This window comes from Streptomyces sp. P5F9 (assembly GCF_057961495.1).
Genome location: NZ_JBXVPZ010000149.1, coordinates 1 through 20,657, shown reverse-complemented (window position 1 = coordinate 20,657; position 20,657 = coordinate 1). Strand labels below are relative to the sequence as shown.

Annotated in this window: 12 protein-coding genes and 1 pseudogene; 9 read left to right on the top strand and 4 right to left on the bottom strand. The window is 71.3% G+C overall.

All coding sequences use genetic code 11. The features are described from left to right. Positions 1 to 39 precede the first annotated feature (39 nt). Positions 40 to 1,278 carry a serine/threonine-protein kinase gene (locus tag AC31A1_RS23640; protein ID WP_489655230.1) on the bottom strand — a complete coding sequence of 413 codons (1,239 nt, stop codon included), beginning with the start codon at positions 1,276 to 1,278 and terminating at the stop codon, positions 40 to 42. 133 nt (positions 1,279 to 1,411) lie between these two features. After that, positions 1,412 to 3,106: a serine/threonine-protein kinase gene (locus AC31A1_RS23635; RefSeq protein ID WP_489655229.1), complete on the bottom strand. Its 1,695-nt coding sequence runs from the start codon at positions 3,104 to 3,106 to the stop codon at positions 1,412 to 1,414. 345 nt (positions 3,107 to 3,451) lie between these two features. Here AC31A1_RS23635 and AC31A1_RS23630 point away from each other — a divergent pair, with 345 nt between their 5' ends. The 8 genes from AC31A1_RS23630 (at position 3,452) to AC31A1_RS23595 (ending at position 19,289) form a co-directional block, all read left to right on the top strand. Further along, entirely contained in the window at positions 3,452 to 7,210 is a 3,759-nt protein-coding gene (locus tag AC31A1_RS23630; protein ID WP_489655231.1) for an FHA domain-containing protein, read from the top strand. A gap of 155 nt (positions 7,211 to 7,365) precedes the next feature. Then, entirely contained in the window at positions 7,366 to 8,751 is a 1,386-nt protein-coding gene (locus AC31A1_RS23625; protein ID WP_489655228.1) for an ABC transporter substrate-binding protein, read from the top strand. Positions 8,752 to 8,758: 7 nt separating this feature from the next. Beyond that, complete coding sequence (locus AC31A1_RS23620; RefSeq protein ID WP_489655227.1) at positions 8,759 to 10,099, top strand: carbohydrate ABC transporter permease; 1,341 nt, start codon at positions 8,759 to 8,761, stop codon at positions 10,097 to 10,099. Beyond that, positions 10,096 to 11,004 carry a carbohydrate ABC transporter permease gene (locus AC31A1_RS23615; protein ID WP_489655226.1) on the top strand — a complete coding sequence of 303 codons (909 nt, stop codon included), beginning with the start codon at positions 10,096 to 10,098 and terminating at the stop codon, positions 11,002 to 11,004. The genes AC31A1_RS23620 and AC31A1_RS23615 overlap by 4 nt, the downstream gene beginning before the upstream one ends. A 155-nt stretch (positions 11,005 to 11,159) precedes the next feature. Beyond that, a complete protein-coding gene (locus tag AC31A1_RS23610; protein ID WP_489655225.1) occupies positions 11,160 to 13,421 on the top strand; it encodes a bifunctional glycosyltransferase/CDP-glycerol:glycerophosphate glycerophosphotransferase in 2,262 nt (753 codons plus the stop codon). A 150-nt stretch (positions 13,422 to 13,571) separates the two neighbouring features. Continuing rightward, the gene (locus AC31A1_RS23605) at positions 13,572 to 15,764 is read left to right on the top strand and encodes a bifunctional glycosyltransferase/CDP-glycerol:glycerophosphate glycerophosphotransferase (protein WP_489655224.1); all 2,193 of its coding nucleotides are present in this window, start codon (positions 13,572 to 13,574) and stop codon (positions 15,762 to 15,764) included. 7 nt (positions 15,765 to 15,771) lie between these two features. Continuing rightward, positions 15,772 to 17,994 carry a bifunctional glycosyltransferase/CDP-glycerol:glycerophosphate glycerophosphotransferase gene (locus tag AC31A1_RS23600; RefSeq protein WP_489655223.1) on the top strand — a complete coding sequence of 741 codons (2,223 nt, stop codon included), beginning with the start codon at positions 15,772 to 15,774 and terminating at the stop codon, positions 17,992 to 17,994. Further along, a complete protein-coding gene (locus AC31A1_RS23595) occupies positions 17,991 to 19,289 on the top strand; it encodes a hypothetical protein (protein ID WP_489655222.1) in 1,299 nt (432 codons plus the stop codon). The genes AC31A1_RS23600 and AC31A1_RS23595 overlap by 4 nt, the downstream gene beginning before the upstream one ends. 82 nt (positions 19,290 to 19,371) lie before the next feature. Here the strand turns inward: AC31A1_RS23595 and AC31A1_RS23590 are convergent, their stop codons facing one another. Continuing rightward, positions 19,372 to 19,785, bottom strand: a complete 414-nt coding sequence (locus AC31A1_RS23590) for an organic hydroperoxide resistance protein (RefSeq protein ID WP_019056748.1) — start codon at positions 19,783 to 19,785, stop codon at positions 19,372 to 19,374. Between the two features lie 130 nt (positions 19,786 to 19,915). On the opposite strand from AC31A1_RS23590, the gene AC31A1_RS23585 reads away from it, so the two are divergent. Continuing rightward, entirely contained in the window at positions 19,916 to 20,389 is a 474-nt protein-coding gene (locus AC31A1_RS23585; RefSeq protein ID WP_489655221.1) for a MarR family winged helix-turn-helix transcriptional regulator, read from the top strand. Here the strand turns inward: AC31A1_RS23585 and AC31A1_RS23580 are convergent. Further along, a pseudogene (locus AC31A1_RS23580) lies at positions 20,349 to 20,657 on the bottom strand (glycosyltransferase family 39 protein); the annotation flags it as partial. The gene AC31A1_RS23585 and the pseudogene AC31A1_RS23580 sit on opposite strands and share 41 nt — an antisense overlap.

The following is a 20,657-nucleotide window of genomic DNA, read 5'->3' as shown; positions in this document are numbered from 1 at the left end:
GGACGGGTAGGGGCGGCGGGGGCGAGAAACGAAGGACCCTTACGGCGAAGCCGGTGCCGAGTTCTTCGTGTCCGGGGAGTCCCCGCCGGAGTCGCCCGACGTCGCCGCCCACGTACCGACCCCGACCGCCGCGACCAGCACCACCCCCGCCGCCGCCAGCGTCAGCCGCCGGCGTCGCGTCGCCGCCCGGTGCCGGGCCGAGCCGGGGCGCGGGGCACCCGCAGGGCGCGGGGCGCGTGCCGTCCCGCGCGGTCCGCCCGCCAGCTCGTCAGGCGCTGGGACCCGCATCGACGTATGGGTGTCCCGGTTGGAGTCGGCGGGCTTGGCGCCCGGTACCAGCGGTACGGCGCCGCGGCGTACCCGCTCGCCGCGCGCGGGCGTGGCCGCCGGGGTCTCCTCCTGCTCCGCTTCCTCCTGCTCGGTGTCCGGCTCGTCGACGTCCAGCGGGGGCATGCCGGCCAGCAGGGGCAGTTGTTCGCGGAGGCGGGCGGCGAGTTCGGAGGCGCGCAGGCGGGAGGCCGGGGCCTTGGCCAGGCACTGGACCATCAGCTGCCACAGCTCGTCGGGGATCCCGGGCAGCGGTACGACGGTCTCGGTGACGTGCCGCCGTAGGACCGCGCCGGGGTGGCCGCCGCCGAACGGGGTGAAGCCGGCGAGGAGTTCGTACAGGACGGTCGCCAGGGCGTAGATGTCGACGGCCGCGCGCGGGGGCAGGCCCTCGACGATCTCGGGGGCGAGGTAGTCGGGCGTGCCGATGATCTTCGTGGCGCGGGTGCGGCGCGGGGAGTCGATGAGCTTGGCGACCCCGAAGTCGGTCAGCAGGGCGGGGTGCGCGCCGCCGGGGCCGAGCGGGCCCTGCATGTCGAGGAGGACGTTCTCCGGTTTGACGTCCCGGTGGACGACGCCGGCCGCGTGGGCCGCCGCGAGTCCGTCCGCGATGTCGGCGACGATCGCGACCGCCGCCTCGGGGGAGAGCCGGCGTTCGCGGTCGAGGCGGGTGCGCAGATCCGTGCCCCGGACCAGGTCCATGACGAGGGCGAGGTCGTTCCCGTCGACGACCAGGTCCCGTACGGACACGATGTTCGGGTGCTCCAGGCCGAGCAGGGCCGTGCGCTCCTGCACGAAGCGGCCGACGAGTTCCTGGTCGGACGCGAGGTCCTCGCGCAGCAGCTTGACGGCGACGGGACCCTCGGGTCCCTCGCCCAGCCACACCGTGCCGGCACTGCCCCGCCCCAGGATCTGGTTGGCGGTGTACCGGCTGCCGATCTTCCGTGCCAAGGCTGCTCCTACCAGACGCGTGTTGTCGTTAAAACTACGCGTCAGATGAGCCAACCTTCACCGCGGAGGCGGAAATCACCCACTGGGTGTCGACAAATCCCCAACCCGGCGTCCGACTTGGGCTTTTCAGGGGTCAGTTGCCGGTCGCGGAACTCAGGTCCTTGACCCAGCTGCTCACCTGTCCGGCGACGTGGCTGATCTCGTGCCAGTAGCTCCTGCCCGTGCCGATCCAGTCCTGAAGCGGGGTCAGCTCCCAGACCAGCCAGCCCGCGACGAAGAGCAGGACGACCGTGAAAAGGCAGCCCTTGAGGCAGCCGAGTCCGGGAATCTTCATCGGGTTGGCGCTGCGCTGCCGCGACTGGCGGGGCTCCCGCGCGGGCTCCGGCGGCCGCTGGGGCTGCTGGCGGCTCGGCGGGGCGTACTGCTGCGGCTGGTGCTGCTGCGGCTGGCCGTAGCCGCCGCCCTGCTGCTGCGGTTGCTGACGCTGCGGCGGCCGCTGCTGCGGGCGCTGCGGGGCGGCCTGGCGGGGTTGCTGCTGCGGGTGGGAGACCTGGCGCTGGGGACGGCGGCGCAGCGGATCCTCGCCCGGGTCGAGGTAGGGCTGGTACTGCGTCTGTTCGTTGCGGTCGCGGGCGGCGCGCAGCTGGTTCTGCCAGGGGTGCGGCTGCTCGGGGCCGGCGCCGGACTGGTTCTGCTGGTTCTGCTGGCCGTACTGCCCGGCCTGGTTCTGCGGCATGACCGTGGTCGGGTCGGCCGCGCCTCGGTTCGGCATCACGGTGGTCGGGTCGGCGGCGCCCACCGGGCCGCTGGTGTGCGGGAGGACGCTGGTCGCCGCGTTCGGGTCGTAGGCGCCCGCGCTGTGCGACAGGACCTGCGTCGGGTCGGCGGCGCCGGGCACGCCCGGTACGGCTGCGGGGGCCGGGTCGGGGGCCAGCAGCCTGCCGACGCTCTCGGCGGCGGCGATCTGCGCGGAGTTCGCGTGCACGCCGACGCCCTCGGCGACGACGCGCAGGCCGCGCGCGAGGTTCTCGGCGCTGGGCCGCTCGTCCGGGTTCTTGCGCAGGCAGCGCTCGATGACCGTCCACAGGGGGTCGGGGACCGTCGAGGGGCGGCGCGGTTCGGCGCTGAGGTGCTGGTGGAGGACTTCGAGGGCGGAGCCGCCGGAGAACGGCGGGTGGCCGGTGACCAGCTCGTACAGCAGGATGCCGGCGCCGTAGATGTCCACGGCGGAGGTCTGCGGGCGGCCCTCGGCGGACTCCGGCGCGATGTACGCGGGCGTGCCGACGAACTCCTGCGTGCGGGTCAGGCCCGGGGAGTCGGCGAGGCGGGCGATGCCGAAGTCGGTGAGCAGCGGGTACATCTGGCCGCCGCCCTGTTTGAGCAGGACGTTCGCCGGCTTCAGGTCGCGGTGGACGACGCCGTCGGCGTGGCTGGCGGCCAGCGCGTCGGCGATCTGCGCGGTGAGCAGGGCTGCGCCGACGGGGCTGAAGGGGCCGTTCTCGCGGAGATAGTGGTGCAGGTCGGGGCCCTCGACGAGGTCCATGACGAGCGCCAGGAGGTCACCCTCGACGACCAGGTCGCGGACCCGGACGATGTTCGGGTGGGTCAGACGCAGCAGGACCGAGCGCTCGCGCAGGAACCGCATCACGATGTCGGGATCGCTCGCGAGTTCTTCCTTGAGGACCTTGATCGCGACGGTCTCGCCGGGCTGGCCCTGTACGGCTGCCTCGGCGCCCGCGGTCTCCCGCTGGCGGGCCCGCCAGACGGTGCCCGTGGCGCCGCGTCCGAGTGGCTCCTCCAGGAGGTACTTGCTGCCTACCGGCCGCACGTCTGCGCTCCCTGCTGCTTGCCTGTGTTCCGGTCCACTGTAGTGCCGCCCCTCTTGCGGCTACCTACGTAAGCATCGCCGTACATGTTCGAAGGAAAGACGCTCTCCCCGGTCTCCCGGTTGCCCCAATGGTCACCGAAGGCGGACATGACCGGTCTCACCCGATCACCGGTACGGCACTGGTCAGGCACTTTTGGGGACAGAGCTGACCAATCAAGATCACTTGCTACCGGGCCCCGGGCGAGTTGTCAGTGGCAGGTGCGAGGATGCGTGCAGTACTGGCCGATGTGCTCGCGCGGGGTGGGGGAATATTCCGTGCCCGGGCAGAAGGGACCGCTGACGGCGATGCAGATCCGGCTGACCGTCGTAGACCCGTTGGGGCCGCCCGCGCAGCCGCGGGGCCGCTCCGCGAGTTGCGATGTGCTGGTCACCGCGCCCGCCGGCACGGCCCTGGCCGCGGTGGCGTCCGCGCTGGCCTCGGCGGTCTCCGCCGACGCGGCCGCGTCGCAGTCCGAGCGGAGCCGTGAGTCCGGCGGCCCGATCGTGCTGTACGCGGGCGTGGAGCGCCTCGACACCCAGCGCTGCACCCTCGGCGAGCCGCCGCTGACGGACGGCGCGGTGCTGTCCCTGGGCGCCCCCGCCGAGCCCGAGGCCCATCCCGAGCTGGACGACGCCCCGACCCAGCTCCATGTGGTCGCGGGCCCGGACGCGGGCGGGGTGCACCTCCTGCACGGCGGCCAGATCCACATCGGCCGCTCCGCCGACGCCGACGTCCCGCTGGACGACCCGGACGTCTCCCGGCTGCACTGCGCGGTGACGGTCGACCCCGGGGGCCGCGTCTCGGTCGCCGACCTGGGCTCGACGAACGGCACGACCCTGGCGGGCACGCGCGTGGGCACCCGCCCGGTGCGCTTCGCCCCCGGCGCGCTGCTCCGTATCGGTGAGTCGGCGCTACGGCTGACCCCGTCCGGCGGCCCGGGAGCGCGCGCCGAGACGGCCCCCGACGGCGAGGGCCACGTGCGCGTGTCCCCCGGCACCCCGGCCGGCCCGCGCAGCGAACCCCTCGTGGTCCCGAGCCAGGCAGGCGCCCCGAGCATCGAGCACCGCGTCGACCACGAGGGCGGCGACACCCACGCGGGCCGCTTCGGCGTGTTCGGCGAGCCTCTCGGCGACGAGCGGCCGGAGGGCGCCGAGGACGTGTTCTCCGCGCCTACGACGACCTCCCGCATCCCCCCGTACGACGACACCGACGCCCACAGCGGACGCAAGGGCACCCCTCTCCGGGGCACCGACGTACCGCAGGGCGTGCGCAGGCGCGGCGGCATCGGCAAGTGGGCACGGCGCCTGACGGGTGGCCGCGGCGAGTCGACGGCCGAGGGCCCCGAGTCGTCGTACGACGAGGAGGCCGCCGACGAGAGCGTGCAGCCCCCGCCCGTCGTCCTCCAGCAACCGGACACCTGGCCCGACCCGGCGGCCCTGCTGCTCACCGCCCTGGGTCCGGGACCCCGCCTGTGGGAGCGCGCCCCGGGGCACCCCGAGGCGCTCACGGTGCGGCTCGGCACGGCGGACCGGGCGACACCGGACGGCTCGGCGCTGCTGCCCGCGGTGCCGGTGACCTCCGGGCTGCGCGAGGTCGGCGCGCTGGGCCTGGCCGGTCCGCGCGCACGGCTCTCGGGGCTGGCCCGCGCGGTGGTGGCCCAGCTCGCCGCGCTGCACTCCCCCGACGCCCTGGAGATCGTGCTGATCAGCACGGACCGCGCGCGTACGGTGGCCGAGCGCACCGCCGAGTGGTCCTGGCTCGGCTGGCTGCCGCACCTGCGCCCCGGGCACGGCCAGGACTGCCGCCTGCTGCTGGCCTACGACCGGGAACAGGCGACGGCCCGGACGGACGAGTTGCTGCGGCGGCTTGAGGACCACGCCATGGACGCGCGCGGTACGGGTCGGCCGAGCGTCGCCTCCGGCACCTCCGGCCGTCGTACTCCGGGCATCGGGGCGCAGCGCGGCTCGGCGGAGGGGCGGTCGGGCAGCACCGCGCCACACGGTTCACTCGCCTCACAACACGGTTCAGCAGAAGGCCAGTTGAGTGCCGCCGCACGGCACACGGCCGACGACCGTCAGCAGCGCGGGGCGACGGGCACCTCTGGCATCTCTGGCACCCCGACCACGTACAACACCACCGACGACGCCCACCACCACCGCTCCGGCACCTCCGACGACCCGGCCTCCGGCGCCACCCGGCCCCGGCCCTCCGGCTCCTCCGCCGATTCCCTCCGCGGCGCCGCCCACCGCCCCGCCTGGGCCCGCACCGACGACGGTGACGGCTCGGCGGACGGTTTCGTGGGGCCGTACACCGTGCTCGTGGTGGACGGTGATCCCGGTGGGGCCGATGTGCGCGAGGCGGTGGCGCGGCTGGCCCACGACGGGCCCCGGGCCGGTATCCACGTCGTGTGCCTGGCCGAGACGGAAGCGGCCTCGCCCGTGTCCCCCGTGGCGGAGACCTACGAGGCGGCCTGCGCGGCGGCGCCGACGTTCCGGGAGTGCGGGGCGGTCGCCCTGCTGAGCGGTGATGTCGCCACGGCGCTACGGCTGTTGCGGGTCGCGCACGGTGGTCCGGGGGTGACGCGACCCGGTGCGGGAGCGTCGCGACCCGGCACAGAAGCGGCACGGTCCGGTACAGGAGCAGCACAGTCCGGTACGGAGGCGTCCCGGCCCGGCACAGGCGCGTCACCTCCCCGTACGGAGCCGTCACGCCCCGGCACGGAGGCGTCTCGCCCCGACCAGGCAGGCCCCGGCCAGAACGACCTCGACTCCTCCGGCCCCGGCCCCGTGGGCAACGGCACCATCGCCGCCGTGGACGCGGTGTCCCTCGCGTGGGCCGAGCGGTTCGCGCGGGCGCTCGCGCCGCTCAGGGTGGACGGGCCCGCGAACGAGCGGCACGCGCGTGTGTCGGCGCCGTTGCCCCAATCGGCGCGGTTGCTGGACGAGTTGGGGCTGGCGCGGGCCACCCCGGCGTCGCTGCTGACGCGTTGGGCGGATGCCGGTGACGACAAGGACGCCGTCGGCGGGCGGGCCTGGGCGGTGCTCGGGGCCGGTCCGCGCGGGCCGGTCACCGCGGATCTCGCCTCCGAGGGCCCGCATCTGCTGATCGAGGGCCCGCCGGGCAGTGGCCGTACGGAGCTGCTGCGGGCGGTCGTCGCGTCCCTCGCCGCCGCCGAGCGCCCGGACAGGCTCGGCATCGTGTTGATGGACGGGCGGGACAGCGTCGGCGCTGGGGGTACCCCCTCTGGGGGAGGCGGGCACGGCGAGGGCCTGCGGGTCTGCACGGACGTACCGCATGTCACCACCCATCTCACCGCCAACGACCCTGTGCGCATGCGGGAGTTCGCGCAGTCGCTGAGCGCCGAGCTGAAGCGGCGGGCCGAGTTGCTGGGCCGGGTCGGCTTCGTCGAATGGCACTCGCGGCACGAGGTGTCGGGGCGGATCATCGCCCAGCGCGGCACGTCCGGTGCCGGGGATCTGGAGTCCCCGACGAGTTCGACGATCCGGCTGCGCCCGTCGGCTGCCGCTCGTCAACAGACCGAGGCGGCACCGCCGTTGCCCCGGCTCGTCGTGGTGGTCGACGATCTGGACGCGCTGGTGAGACCCCCGCTCGGCTCCCCCGGGCGTCCCGCGGCCGGCTCGGTGATACGCGCGCTGGAGGCGGTGGCCCGCGAGGGCGAGCGGCTCGGCGTGCACCTGGTGGCGGCGGCCGCCGTGGAGGCGCGTACGTCCGAGACCGAACCCGCGCGGCACCTCACCCTCCGCGTCACCCTCGACGCGACGACCCAGGGACCGGACGAACCCGCCCCGGGGCGTGGCCGGTTGACCTTGCCGGACGGCCGGGCGACCCCCTTCCAGGGTGGCCGCGTGACGGGCCGTATCCCGCGTACGGCGACGCTCCGCCCCACGGTCGTGCCGCTGGAGTGGCAGCGCATGGGCGATCCCCCGGCCCGCCGCCCCGTCCGCGAACTCGGCAACGGGCCAACGGACTTGGCGCTCCTGGCCAGCGCGCTGGAGCGGGCCACGCGCTCAGTGTCCGCGGCGGAGGTGCCGTCGCTCCTCTGATCGTCCACAGGCTGCCCACACAACCCCACGTCACGACACAATCACGATCCCGTACTTGACAGCGGACGCCATCTTGCCGCGTTCAAGTACCGGGCGTAGACCAGTGCGCACGGAAGCGTTCGAGCGTTCGACGAGGAACGAAGAACGGGGCAGTGATGCGCAGCACGAGCAGCACCCACCGGACACGCACAACCGTACGTACAGCGGCAGTTGTCGCCGCGGGAGCACTGACGCTCTCGCTCGCCGCCTGTGGAGGCGGCGGCGACAAGAGCGACGACAGTAAATCCAGCAGTCCCTCGCAGACCGCCGGGACGGTCACCCTCCCGAAACTGAACGGCGCGAGCCTTGAAGTGGCCGCCGTGTGGACGGGTGCGGAGCAGAAGAACTTCAAGGCGGTTCTCTCGGAGTTCGAGAAGCGCACGGGGGCCAAGGTCACCTTCGTGCCCGCCCAGGACCCGATCATCAACTTCCTCGGCTCGAAGATCGCGGGCGGCCAGCCGCCGGACGTCGCGATGCTCCCGCAGCCCGGCGCCATCAAGCAGGCCGTCGACAAGAAGTGGGCCAAGCCCCTCGGCGCCGACGCGCTCGCGGAGTTGCAGAAGAACTACTCGCAGGGCTGGCAGGACATCGGCAAGGTCGACGGCAAGCAGTACGGCGTCTATTACAAGGCCGCCAACAAGTCGCTGATCTGGTACAACGCCAAGGTCTTCGCGAACGCGGGCGCCAAGGAGCCCAAGACCTGGCAGGAGTTGCTGACGACCGCGCAGACGGTCTACGACTCCGGAGTCACCCCGTTCTCGGTCGCGGGCGCGGACGGCTGGCCGCTGACGGACTGGTTCGAGAACGTGTATCTGTCGCAGGCCGGCCCGGAGAAGTACGACGAACTCGCCCAGCACAAGATCAAGTGGACGGATCCCTCCGTCAAGCAGGCCCTCACCACGCTCGCCCAGATCTGGGGCAAGAAGGCCTACATCGCGGGCGGTCAGAACGGCGCGCTCCAGACCGAGTTCCCCGCATCCGTCACCCAGACCTTCAACGGCGGCGACCAGCCGAAGTCCGCGATGGTCTACGAGGGCGACTTCGTGCAGGTCAACATCGGCGAGACCAAGGCGAAGGTGGGAACCGACGCGAAGGTGTTCCCGTTCCCGGCGGTCGGCTCCACCGCGCCCGTGGTCTCCGGCGGCGACGCGGCCGTCATCCTGAAGGACTCCAAGGCGGCCCAGGCGCTGGCGACGTTCCTCGCATCCCCGGACGCGGCGACGATCCAGGCCAAACTCGGCGGCTACCTCTCCCCCAACAAGAACGTGCCGGACTCGGCGTACCCGAACGCGGTGCAGCGGACGATCGCCAAGGCGCTGATCGCGGCCGGTGACGACTTCCGCTTCGACATGTCCGACCAGGCCCCGCAGTCCTTCGGCGGTACACCGGGCAAGGGCGAGTGGAAGGACCTCCAGGACTTCCTGAAGAACCCGACGGATGTCGCGGGCACGCAGGCCCAGTTGGAGAAGGACGCGGCGGCGGCGTACGCGAGCGGGAGCTGATCCCGAGATGGCATCGGCAGCGGCGGAGGCCTCCGGGGCCTCCGTCCCTCCCCGCGGTCGCAAGAGCGTGACCGGCACCCGCAGGACCGTGGCAGTGCTGTTCCTGCTGCCCGCCCTGGTGCTGCTCGGCGCGCTCGTGGTCTACCCGATCGGGTACTCGCTGGTCCGCAGCTTCGGCAACCAGGCCGGCGACGGCTTCGCCGGTTTCGACAACTACAAGGCCCTGTTCACCGACGACGGCATCCGTACCGCCCTGAAGAACAACGTCATCTGGGTGATCTTCGCGCCGACGGTCGCCACCGCCCTCGGCCTGATCTTCGCGGTGCTGACCGAACGGGTGCGCTGGGGAACGGCGTTCAAGCTGGTCGTCTTCATGCCGATGGCGATCTCGATGCTGGCCGCCGGCATCATCTTCCGCCTCGTCTACGACCAGGACCCGCACAAGGGCGTCGCCAACGCGGTCTGGGTGGGCATCCACGACACGTTCGTCTCGTCGTCGGCGTTCCCCAACGCCCACCCGGGCCGCGAGTCGCCGCTCAAGGCGGACCACGGCGGCTTCATCACCAGTACGACGGTCCACACCGGCCAGACCGTCACGCTCCCACTGGTCGGCGTCGCCCCCGACCAGATGCCCGACAGCGCCAAGAAGGCCGTAGCCGCGAAGGCCGAACCAGGAAAGATCACCGGCACGACCTGGCAGGACTTCACCCGCGGCAAGGGCGTCGGCAAGCTCGGCGGGGTCGACCCGTCCGAACTCGGCTACGGCGGGATGAGGATCGAGGCAGTCAAGGACGGCAGGGTGGTCGCCTCGACGAAGGCCTCCGGCGACGGCACCTTCACCCTGCCCGCCAAGGCCGACGGGGCCCAACTCCGGCTCCCGGCAGGCAACTTCAAGCAGCCGTACAACGGAGTGGAGTGGCTGGGCCCGTCGTTGGTGACGCCGGCCATCATCGGGTCGTACGTGTGGATGTGGGCCGGGTTCGCGATGGTGCTGATCGCGGCCGGACTCGCGGGCGTACCAAGGGAGTTGCTGGAGGCGGCGCGGGTCGACGGGGCCAACGAGTGGCAGGTGTTCCGGCGGGTCACGGTGCCGCTGCTGGCGCCGGTGCTCGCGGTCGTCGCCGTCACGCTGATGATCAACGTGCTGAAGATCTTCGACCTGGTCTTCATCATCGCCCCGGGCTCCTCGCAGGACGACGCGAACGTGCTGGCCCTGGAGCTGTACCGGAAGGGCTTCTCGGAGGACCAGCCGGGGATCGCCAGCGCGATCTCGGTGTTCCTGCTGCTGCTGGTGATCCCGGTGATGCTGTTCAACGTGCGTCGGCTCAGGCGGGAGGTCAGGCGATGACGACCGATGCCGGAAGTCTCGGTAAAACCGGGCCAGTTGAGGTCGTCAAGGCGCGGGAGTCGCTCGGTGGGCGGCTCGCGGCGGCGGCGAGCGGGGGCCTGGTCCGGGTGTTCCTGATCGTCGTCGGCCTGTTCTGGCTGGTGCCGACGATCGGACTGCTGCTGTCCTCACTGCGCTCGCCGGAGGACATGAGCGCGAGCGGCTGGTGGAAGGTCTTCAGCCAGCCGTCCCAACTCACCTTCCACAGCTACAAGACGCTGCTGGAGAACAGCGACATCACCAACTCGCTGTGGAACACCGTCCTGATCACGGTCCCGGCGACGATCCTGGTCGTGGTGATCGGCTCGCTCGCGGGCTACGCGTTCGCGTGGATGGAGTTCCCGGGCCGCGACTGGTGGTTCCTGGGCGTGGTCAGCCTGTTGGTCGTGCCGGTGCAGGTCGCGCTGATCCCGATCGCCGAACTCTTCGGAAAGATCGGCCTGTTCGGGACCATCTTCGGGGTGATCCTCTTCCATGTGGGCTACGGGCTGCCGTTCGCGGTGTTCCTGCTGCGGAACTTCTTCGCGGAGATCCCGCGCGAACTCCTGGAGGCGGCACGGCTGGACGGCGCGGGCGAACTGCGGCTGTTCGCGCGGGTCGTGATGCCGCTGGGCGGGCCCGCGATCGCGAGCCTGGGCATCTTCCAGTTCCTGTGGGTGTGGAACGACATGCTGGTCGCGCTGGTGTTCACCAAGTCGAGCACCCAGCCGATCACGGTCGCACTACAGACGCAGGTACGCCAGTTCGGCAACAACATCGACGTGCTGGCACCCGGTGCGTTCATCTCCATGGTGATCCCGCTGGCCGTGTTCTTCGCGTTCCAGCGGCAGTTCGTGTCCGGCGTGATGGCGGGCGCGGTCAAATAGCCGCAAACGGCACATAGTTCGAAGGGGTGGGCCGTCACCGGCCCGCCCCTTTTCGTTCACCGTGCGTCCCCCGTATGCCGTACGCGCCGTAACCAAGTCACTCCATCGGCCGTTCCCGGGCAGAACGCCCGCGCCGACCGACCCATGGATGTCCCTTGCCCAGGTTCAGTGTCATTGTCCCCGCGTACAAGGTGCAGGCGTACCTGCACGAATGCCTGGAATCGGTGCTCTCCCAGTCGTACCCCGATCTTGAGCTGATCGCGGTCGACGACTGCTCGCCGGACGCCTGCGGCGCGATCATCGACGAGTTCGCGGCCCGCGACGCCCGGGTGCGCGCGGTCCATCTCCCCGAGAACCAGGGCCTCGGCCGCGCCCGCAACGCCGGTCTGGAACAGGCGACCGGCGACTATCTCGTCTTCCTCGACAGCGACGACACGCTCACGCCCGACGCGTTGCGGGCGATCGCCGACCGCTTGAAGGAGACCGGCGAGCCGGACGTCCTCGTCTTCGACTACGCGCGCACCTTCTGGTCGGGCGAGACCCGCCGCAACAAGGTCGCCGCCCAGCTCACCGAACGGGGCCCGGCGCCCTTCCGGCTGGAGGACCGCCCCGGGCTCCTCCGGGTCATCATGGTGGCCTGGAACAAGGCGTACCGACGGGAGTTCGTCGAGCGCGAGGGCTTCGCCTTCCCGCCCGGCTACTACGAGGACACCCCGTGGACCTACCCGGTCCTGATGGCCGCGGAGACGATCGCGACCCTCGACCGGGTCTGCGTCCACTACCGCCAGCGCCGCCAGGGCAACATCCTCGGCACCACCAGCCGTTGCCACTTCGACGTCTTCGACCAGTACGACCGTGTCTTCGCGTTCGTCGACGCGCGCCCCGAACTCGCCCAGTGGCGGCCGGTGTTGTTCCGCCGCATGGTCGACCACCTCACGACGGTGTTCACCAAGCCCGACCGCCTCCCGCGCGGCACCCGCGCCGAGTTCCTGCGCAAGGCCCGTGCCCACTATCGCCGTTACCGCATCCCCGGCACCCCGGTCCCGCTGCGCACCCGCATGCGCCACACGCTCGTCCACTTCGGCGTCCACCGCACGTTCCGCACCTTGCAGGCGGCGATGAGCTGGCGCCGCAGCACGGTCAAGCTCACCGCGAAGGCCCTGCGCGCACTCAGGGCAGCGATCCTCCAACTCCACTACCGGGTCCAACTCCGGCTCCCGCTGAGGAATCGCGCGGTGTTCGCCGCCTACTGGGGACGCGGCCACAGCTGCAACCCGGGCGCGCTGGAGAGCGCGTTCCGCACCCACGCCCCGCACATCCGCACGGCGTGGATCGCCCGCCCCGAGCACCACCACACGATCCCGGCGGCCACCCGCAGGCTGCGCCCGGACACCGCCTCCTACTGGACGGCGCTGGCCCGCTCCAAGTACCTGGTGAACAACGTCAACTTCGACCGCAGGCTGGTCAAGCGCCCCGGCCAGGTCATGATCCAGACCCAACACGGCACCCCGCTCAAGCACATGGGCCTCGACCTCCAGGAACGCCCGGCCGCGGCACGGGACATGGACTTCGCCGAACTCCTCAAGGGCGTCGACAAGTGGGACCACGTCCTGTCCGCCAACCGCCACACCACCCTGACCTGGGAGCGCGTCTACCCCGGCAGCTACACGACGCTCACCTACGGCTATCCCCGCAACGACGTGTTCCAGCAGGCGACTTCGGCCGACGTGCACCGGCTGCGCGAGTCCCTGGGCATCCCCCAGGACACGATCGCCCTCCTCTACGCCCCGACTCACCGCGACTACCGCCGCGTTCAGCGCGCCCACCTCGACCTCGACCGCGTCCTGCGCCGCCTCGGCCCGCGCTTCGTCGTGCTGGCCCGCGCCCACTACTGGCACGAGGGCCCCCTCGCCCCCGCGTCCGGCGGCCGGATCATCGACGTCACCGACCACCCCAGCGTCGAGTCGTTGTGCCTGGCCTCGGACGCGCTGGTCACCGACTACTCGTCCCTGATGTTCGACTATGCCAACCTCGACCGCCCGATCGTCATCCACGCCGACGACTGGGAGGCCTACGAGGCGGCCCGCGGCACCTACTTCGACCTGCGCGCCTTCCCACCGGGCGCGGTCGCCCGCAGCGAGGACGAACTGATCGACATCTTCGCGACCGACCACTGGCGCGGCTCCCGCTCGGCCCAACTCCGCACCGCGTTCCGCGAGCGCTTCTGCCCCTACGACGACGGCCGCGCCGCCGAACGGGTCGTACGCCACGTGGTGTTGGGTGAGAGCGACCTCCCCCCGGTCGTCCCGCTCGCAGACCGCCACCCGGTCCCGTCGGCCGCCGCGAGCCGCACGCACTCCCCCCTCGCCACCGTGCCGCAGCCCACGGCGTCCCAGCCCGTCACCGACCGCCTCTGAACGCCGTTCCCACACCGGGGAGTTCGCATGCCCTCAAGCCCCTCGCGCCCGACCCCGACCCGGCCGTCCACCTGGCGTCCGACCGGGCGCCCCGGCCGCCGCGCGCACTGACCCGGAACCTCCCCTCCGGACCACTGGAGAAAGAACAGAATGCCCCGCTTCAGCATCATCGTCCCGTCCCACGGGGTCGCCGGCCGGCTGTCCCTGGCCCTGGACTCGGTCCTCGCGCAGTCCTACGGCGACTTCGAGCTGATCCCGGTCTGCGACGCCCCCGGCTCCCCGGCCGCTGACGTCGCCACCGGCCACGCCGGACGGGACTCCCGGGTGGCCCCGGTCAACTCCCCACCCTCCGCAGGCCTGAGCGGGGCCCGCAACACCGGTCTGCGGGCGGCGACCGGCGCCTACGTCCTGTTCCTGGACGGCGACGACACCCTCACCGCGGGCGCGCTGGCCGCACTGGACGCCCGGCTGACAAAGACCGGTGACGTGGACGTCCTGTACTTCGAGCACGAACGGACCCCGTGGTGGGAGGGCGAGCCCACCAACCCAGCCGCCCCGCTGCTCGCGAAGACCCCGACGGGCGCCTTCTCCCCCTCCCAGGCACCGCAGTTGACGGGCGTACAGCTCCCGGCGTGGAGCGCGGCCTACCGCCGCGCCTTCCTCACCGACCACCAACTCACCTTCCCGGACGGCCAGTTCACGGACCTGGGCTGGGGCGGCCTGGTCACCGTCGCCGCCGAGCGGGTGGCCGTGCTGCGCTCCGTCGTCGTACGGCATCTCCTCCGGAGGCAGGGCAGCCGGCTCAACCTGCCGGGCGAGCACCACCATCAGCTCCTGGACCAAGTGGAGTTGGTGCTCGACGCGTCGCAAGGTCTGACTCCCGGGCGGTCGCAGGCGCTGTTCGAGCAGCTCTTCGCGGTGGTACTGAAGACCGCCTCCCGGCCCGAACGGCTCCCCTCCGGGCACCGCGCCTTCTTCCGCCGGGCCGGGCGGCTCTACCGCAGGCACCGGCCCGCCGACTTCCGTACGCCGGGCGGGAGTCTGGGGGTGCAGCACCGGCTGCTGGCCTCGGGTGCGTACACGGCGTTCAAGGCCCTGCGCGGCGCCAACAGGTCGGCGTCGGGCGCGGCCGAGCGGGTCCCGCGCCCCCGGATGCTCCGCACCCGCCTGCGCTACGCCCTCGACCTGCGCCGCCCGCTCGACCCCAACCTGGCTGTCTACTGCGCCTATTGGGGCCGGGGCTACGCGTGCAGCCCGGCCGCGATCCACGCGAAGACGAGCGAACTCGCCCCGCACATCCGCTCGGTGTTCCTGGTCGAGCCGGACGCGGTGGACGCCGTACCGAAGGGCGTCGAGCACGCCGTCATCGGCAGCCGGAAGTACTGGGAGGTGCTGGCGCGCGCCAAGTACCTGGTGAACAACGCCAACTTCGCGGAGGGCGTCGTCAAGCGGCCCGGCAGCGTGCACGTCCAGACGCAGCACGGGACCCCGCTGAAGAAGATGGGCGTGGACCAGTCGACGTACCCGGTGGTGGCAGCGGCGACCGGCAGCTTCGCCAAACTCCTTGGCCGGGTGGACCGTTGGGACTACAACATCTCCTCCAACCGCCACTCCACCCAGATGTGGGAGCGCGCCTTCCCGGGCTCGTACGAGGCGTTGGAGTACGGCTATCCGCGCAACGACGTCTACTACACGGCGACCGCCGATGAAGTTGCCCGTGTGCGGCGGGAGTTGGGAATCCCGGAGGGCAAGACGGCCGTCCTTTACGCGCCCACCCACCGCGACTACCAGACCGGCTTCGACACCGGACTCGACCTGGAGGCCTTCTGCGCGGCGGCCGGCGAGGACGTGGTCGTGCTGCTGCGCGCCCACTACTTCTACGACCAGGGCCGCGCCAAGAGCAGCGGCCGGATCATCGACGTGACCGGGCACCGCTCCTCCGAGGACGTGTGCCTGGCCGCCGACGTGCTGGTCACGGACTACTCGTCGATCATGTTCGACTACGCCAACCTGGACCGGCCGATCGTCGTGTACGCCGACGACTGGGAGGTCTACCGGGAGACGCGGGGCGTCTACTTCGACCTCATGGAGGCGCCGCCAGGCCCTGTCGCCCGCACGCCCGAGGAGCTGGCGCAGGTGTTCCGCGACGGCTCGTACGCGGGGCCCGAGTCCACGGCTCTGAGGGCCGAATTCCGGTCCCGTTTCTGCGAGTTCGACGACGGACTGGCCGCCGAGCGGGTCGTGCGCCGGGTGTTCCTCGGTGAGCCGCCGGAGACGGTTCCGCCCGTGATCCCGCTCGCGGAGCGCGTCCCGGCCCCCGCCGCCACCCTCGTAAGGAGCTGAACCCGAAGTGCCCCGCTTCAGCGTCATCGTCCCCGTCTTCAAGGTGCAGGGCTTTCTGCGCGAGTGCCTCGACTCGGTTCTGGAGCAGTCCTACCGGGACATCGAGGTGATCGCCGTGAACGACTGCTCGCCGGATGGCTGCGGCGCGATCCTCGACGAGTACGCGGCCCGCGACCCGCGCGTACAGGTGCTGCATCTGCCGGAGAACGTCGGCCTCGGCCGCGCCCGCAACGCCGGAATGCCCCTGGCCACCGGCGACTTCCTCTTCTTCCTCGACAGCGACGACACCCTCACCCCAGGTGCCCTGCGCGCGATGGCCGACCGGCTCGACGCGAGCGGCGACCCGGACGTCCTGGTCTTCGACTACGCGCGCACCTACTGGTGGGGCGGCACCCGGCGCAACGTCCTCGCGCACGTCCTGACGGAGGTCGGCGACACCTTCACGGTCGCCGAACACCCGGAGATCCTCGACCTGTTGATGGTCGTGTGGAACAAGGTGTACCGCCGGGAGTTCGTGCACAAGCACGCCTTCGAGTTCCCGCCGGGCTACTACGAGGACACACCCTGGACGTTCCCGGTGCTGCTCAGCGCCGAGCGGATCGCCACCCTCGACCGGATCTGCCTGAACTACCGGCAGCGCCGTCAGGGCAACATCCTGTCCACCACCAGCCGCAAGCACTTCGACATCCACGACCAGTACGAGCGGGTCTTCGCGTTCGTCGACTCCCGCCCGGAACTGGCGAGTTGGCTGCCGTACCTGCACCGCAAGATGGGCGAGCACTGTCTCGACATCCTCGCCAAGCCGGACCGGCTTCCTCCGTCCGACAAGGCCGAGTTCTTCCGCCGTACGGCCGAGTTGTTCCGCAAGCACAAGCCGGCGGGCGTGGAGGTGGACGCCGAAGTCCGTGCCCTGGAAGGCAGTTACGCGCTGTACCGCGTGCGGCGGCAGGCGGGGCGCGCCGGGCGGCAGCTGGAACGCCGGGCGGTGCAGGCACGCAAGTCGGCGGCCGGACGCGTCAAGGGCGGCTGGGGCGCGCTGCACGCGCGCCGGTCACTCGACCCCAACCTCGTGGTGTACTCGGCGTTTTCGCACCGCGGGGTCCTCGGCGACCCGGCCGCCGTCTACTACAAGGCGCGGGAGATCGCCCCGCACCTCCGGGGCGTGTGGGTCGTACGCGACGCCGAACAGGCCGCGCTGCTGCCGCCGGACGTCGAGCACGTTCTCCTCGACACCCTGCGGTACCGCCAAGTCACCGCGCGGGCCCAGTACTTCGTGAACAACGTCAACTGGCCCGGCACCCTCGCCAAACGCCCCGGCAGCGTCCACATCCACACTCATCAGGGCACCCCGCTCAAGTACATGGCGGCCGACCTGCTGGACAAGCCCGGCGCCCGCTACGGCGTCGACGTACCGCAGATGCTGCGCCGCGCCGACCGCTGGGACCACAGCCTCGTCGCCAACCGGCACTCGGAGCTGGTGTGGGAACGGGCGTATCCGTGTCACTTCGCGTCGGCGCGGACGGGGAGCCCGCGCAACGACGTCCTCGTCGGCGCAACACCGGGAGCGGGGGCGGAAGTTCGGGAGCGGCTCGGTATCCCCGCCGGGAACACCGTCGTGCTGTACGCGCCGACCCGTCGTGAGTACGTCCGGGGCGGGCATGTCGACCGGCTTGACCTGGCCCGGTTCGCCGAGGACCTCGGCCCGGAGCACACCCTCGTCGTACGCCTGCATCCGTCCCTCGCGACCGGTCCGGCGCGCGGGATGGGCCTCGCGGACCTGCACCGGCGCGGTGTTCTGGTCGACGCGACCGACGAACCCTCCGTGGAGGACGTCATGTTGGCGTCCGACGCGCTCGTCACCGACTACTCGGCCCTGATGTTCGACTACGCCAACCTCGACCGGCCGATCGTGCTGCACGCCGACGACCGGGAGGCGTACGCGGCCAGCCGGGGCACCTACTTCGACGTCACCGCCGCTCCACCGGGCCATGTGTCCGGTTCCTACCGGGAGTTGGCGTGGCTGTTCGCGTCGGGCGCCTGGCGGGACGAGGACTCGACGCGGCTGCGGGCCGAATTCCGGTCGCGGTACTGCGAGTTCGACGACGGTAGGGCCGCCGAGAGGGTCGTCCGGACGCTGCTTCTCGGTGACGTCGACTGGCTGCCGCAGACCGAATCCGGTGGGCGGGTCCCCTCACCCGCCGCCGGTCACGACCAGTTGGCGTCCTCATGAGGCCGCGTACCTGGGTGCTGGTGCTGGCCGCCGTGTTCGCGGTGCTCCAACTCGCCAATGTCACCGGGCGGGCGACCCCCGACACGAAGAACTACCTGTCGTACGCGATGAGTCTGCGCGGTGCGAGCGAGCGCGAGGCCGCGGCCGTCGCCATCGACTACAGCTGCGCGAGCAAGGGGGAGAACGCGCGGCGCGAACAGAGCGTGAACCCGCTGAACTTCCACGGCAAGGATCCCGCCGCGCGGGTCGCGAAGAAGTGCCGGGACGCGGAGTGGCGGGGGGTGAACGCGCGGCTGCGGGCCGGGCAGACGGGCGGGTTCATCACGCCGTTCACATCGGAACGGTTCATGCGGATCTTCGAAGTGCGGCCCGGATACCCGGTGTTCCTGGTGCCGTTCGTGACGCTGCTCGGTCCCGTCTGGGGGATGTGGTCGGCGAGTGTCGTCCTCACGGTCGGGGGCGGGATCCTTGTTTTCCTGATCCTGCGCACGTTGTCCGTGTCTGTGCCGCTCGCGCTGACCGGGCAGGCCCTCTACTACGTCCTGCCGTGCGGGACGACCTCGATGCGGCCGATGACCGAGGGGCTGATGACGGCCCTGACACTGGCGGCGGTGTGGGGCTGCGCGCTGGTGCTGAACGGGCGGCGGACACGCGGCGGACTCGCCCTGGTGGGTAGTTCGTTGGTGCTCCTCTTCACCGTCAAGCACTCGCAGTCCCTGTTCCTCGGGCTGTGCCTGGCCGGTGCGGGCGCGCTGGTCGCCGTAGGGCGAATGCGGCGTGGGCGGGCTCCGGGGCGGGCGCTGGTGGCGGTCGCGGCGTTGGGGTCAACTGCCGCACTGGGCACGCTTGTTCTGGCCAGTGCCCTCCATTATCCGTCCCAGACCGACAGCCTCCAGGATCTACTCACCGATCACTACGCCCGCCCCGACCGCACGCGCCTGTGGCCCGAATTCCTGCACCTGGAAGCGGACTTCTGGGTGGAGTGGACGCGGCAACAGTTGTGGCAGCCGATGCTCGCGGCCGCGCTGGGTGCGGGGGTGTGGGGTGCGGTGCGGCGGCCGGCGTTCGGGGTGTTCCTGATCGGGGCCGCGTTCACGGGGGTTCTCACGCAGGCCGCGCATCCCGATATCAGTGTGTGGGGTGGGCGGTTGATCGTGCTGGTGTGGCTGTTGCCGGTGGTAGGAGTGCCGTTGTTGCTGGAGAGCGCGGTGCGGGGGAAGGCGTTTGTGGGTTCGCCTGTGCCAACTCCGGTGCCGGGGCAGGGCGTTGGGGAACGGGATCGCGCGGCGAGGTGACGCGGGGCACGCCGACGGCCCCGGCGACGAGGTGATCAGCGCTCGTCGCCGGGGCCGTAGAAACGTCGTAGTGACTGAGTGACTACTCGATGACGAGGTCGACCTCGATGTTGCCGCGGGTGGCGTTCGAGTAGGGGCAGACCTGGTGGGCGGTCTCGACCAGCTTGCGGCCGGTCGCCTCGTCCACGGTGTCGGGGAGCTCGACGCGCAGGGTCACCTTGAGGCCGAAGCCCTCGCCCTGCTTGCCGATGCCGACCTCGGCGGTCACGGCCGCGTCGGTGACGTCGACCTTCGCCTGCCGGCCGACAAGGCCGAGGGCGCTGCCGAAACAGGCGGCGTAACCGGCGGCGAAGAGCTGCTCAGGGTTGGTGCCCTGGCCGTTGCCGCCCATCTCGACCGGAATGCCGAGCTGAAGGTCGATCTTGCCGTCGTTGCTGACCGCGCGGCCGTCGCGGCCGTGGGTGGCGGTGGCTACGGCGGTGTAGATCGCGTCCATGGAAACCATCCCTCTCGGAAGTCTTTACGGGGGTGGCCGGCCCGGGTGTCCGGACCGCCTCACGACGATAAGTAGAGCACACAATTCAATTGTCCACAACTAAATGGTCCGCTAGCGCTATCCTGGATGCATGACCACCACTCCCGCCGACGCTCCCAGCACCGACTGGCTCCGCCTCGACCAGCAGATCTGCTTCTCCCTGAACGCGGCGTCGCGCGCTTTCGGCGGCGTCTACCGCGTGCTCCTCAAGGACCTCGGGCTCACGTATCCGCAGTACCTGGTGATGCTGGTGCTGTGGGAGCACGGCGAGCTGCCCGTCAAGAAGCTCGGCGAACACCTGCGACTCGACTCCGGCACGCTGTCCCCGCTGCTCAAGCGGCTGGAGACGGCCGGTCTGGTACGGCGTGAGCGCAGCGTCCGCGACGAACGCTCGGTGGAGGTGCGGCTCACCGATGAGGGGGTCGCGCTGCGCGAGCGGGCGGTGGAGGTGCCGCGGCGGATCCTCGGTGCGACGGGGTTCGACATCGATGAGATCCGTGCGCTGCGGGAGCGGCTCGATCAGCTCACGGGGGCGTTGGATTCGGCGACGTTGGATGAGGCGTAGGCGCGGACACCGGCTGCATTGACTGCATTGACTGTGGGGGCATCCGGCGGATGTAGAGGGCCAGCTTCACTCGCCCTCGTACGAACTGCTGTCTTCGCGCGAACTCCCCGTCCACGACGTCGAGTTTGACCCGGTCGGTCGGGTCTCCGGGCACCCAGCGCGAGGGCAGCAGATTCGACTGCGCGACGATCCACACCCGGTCCACGCCGGCGAGCCGCGCCCGCAACTCTCCCGGCCCCACCTCCCGCCCGCTCAGCGTCCCTGACCT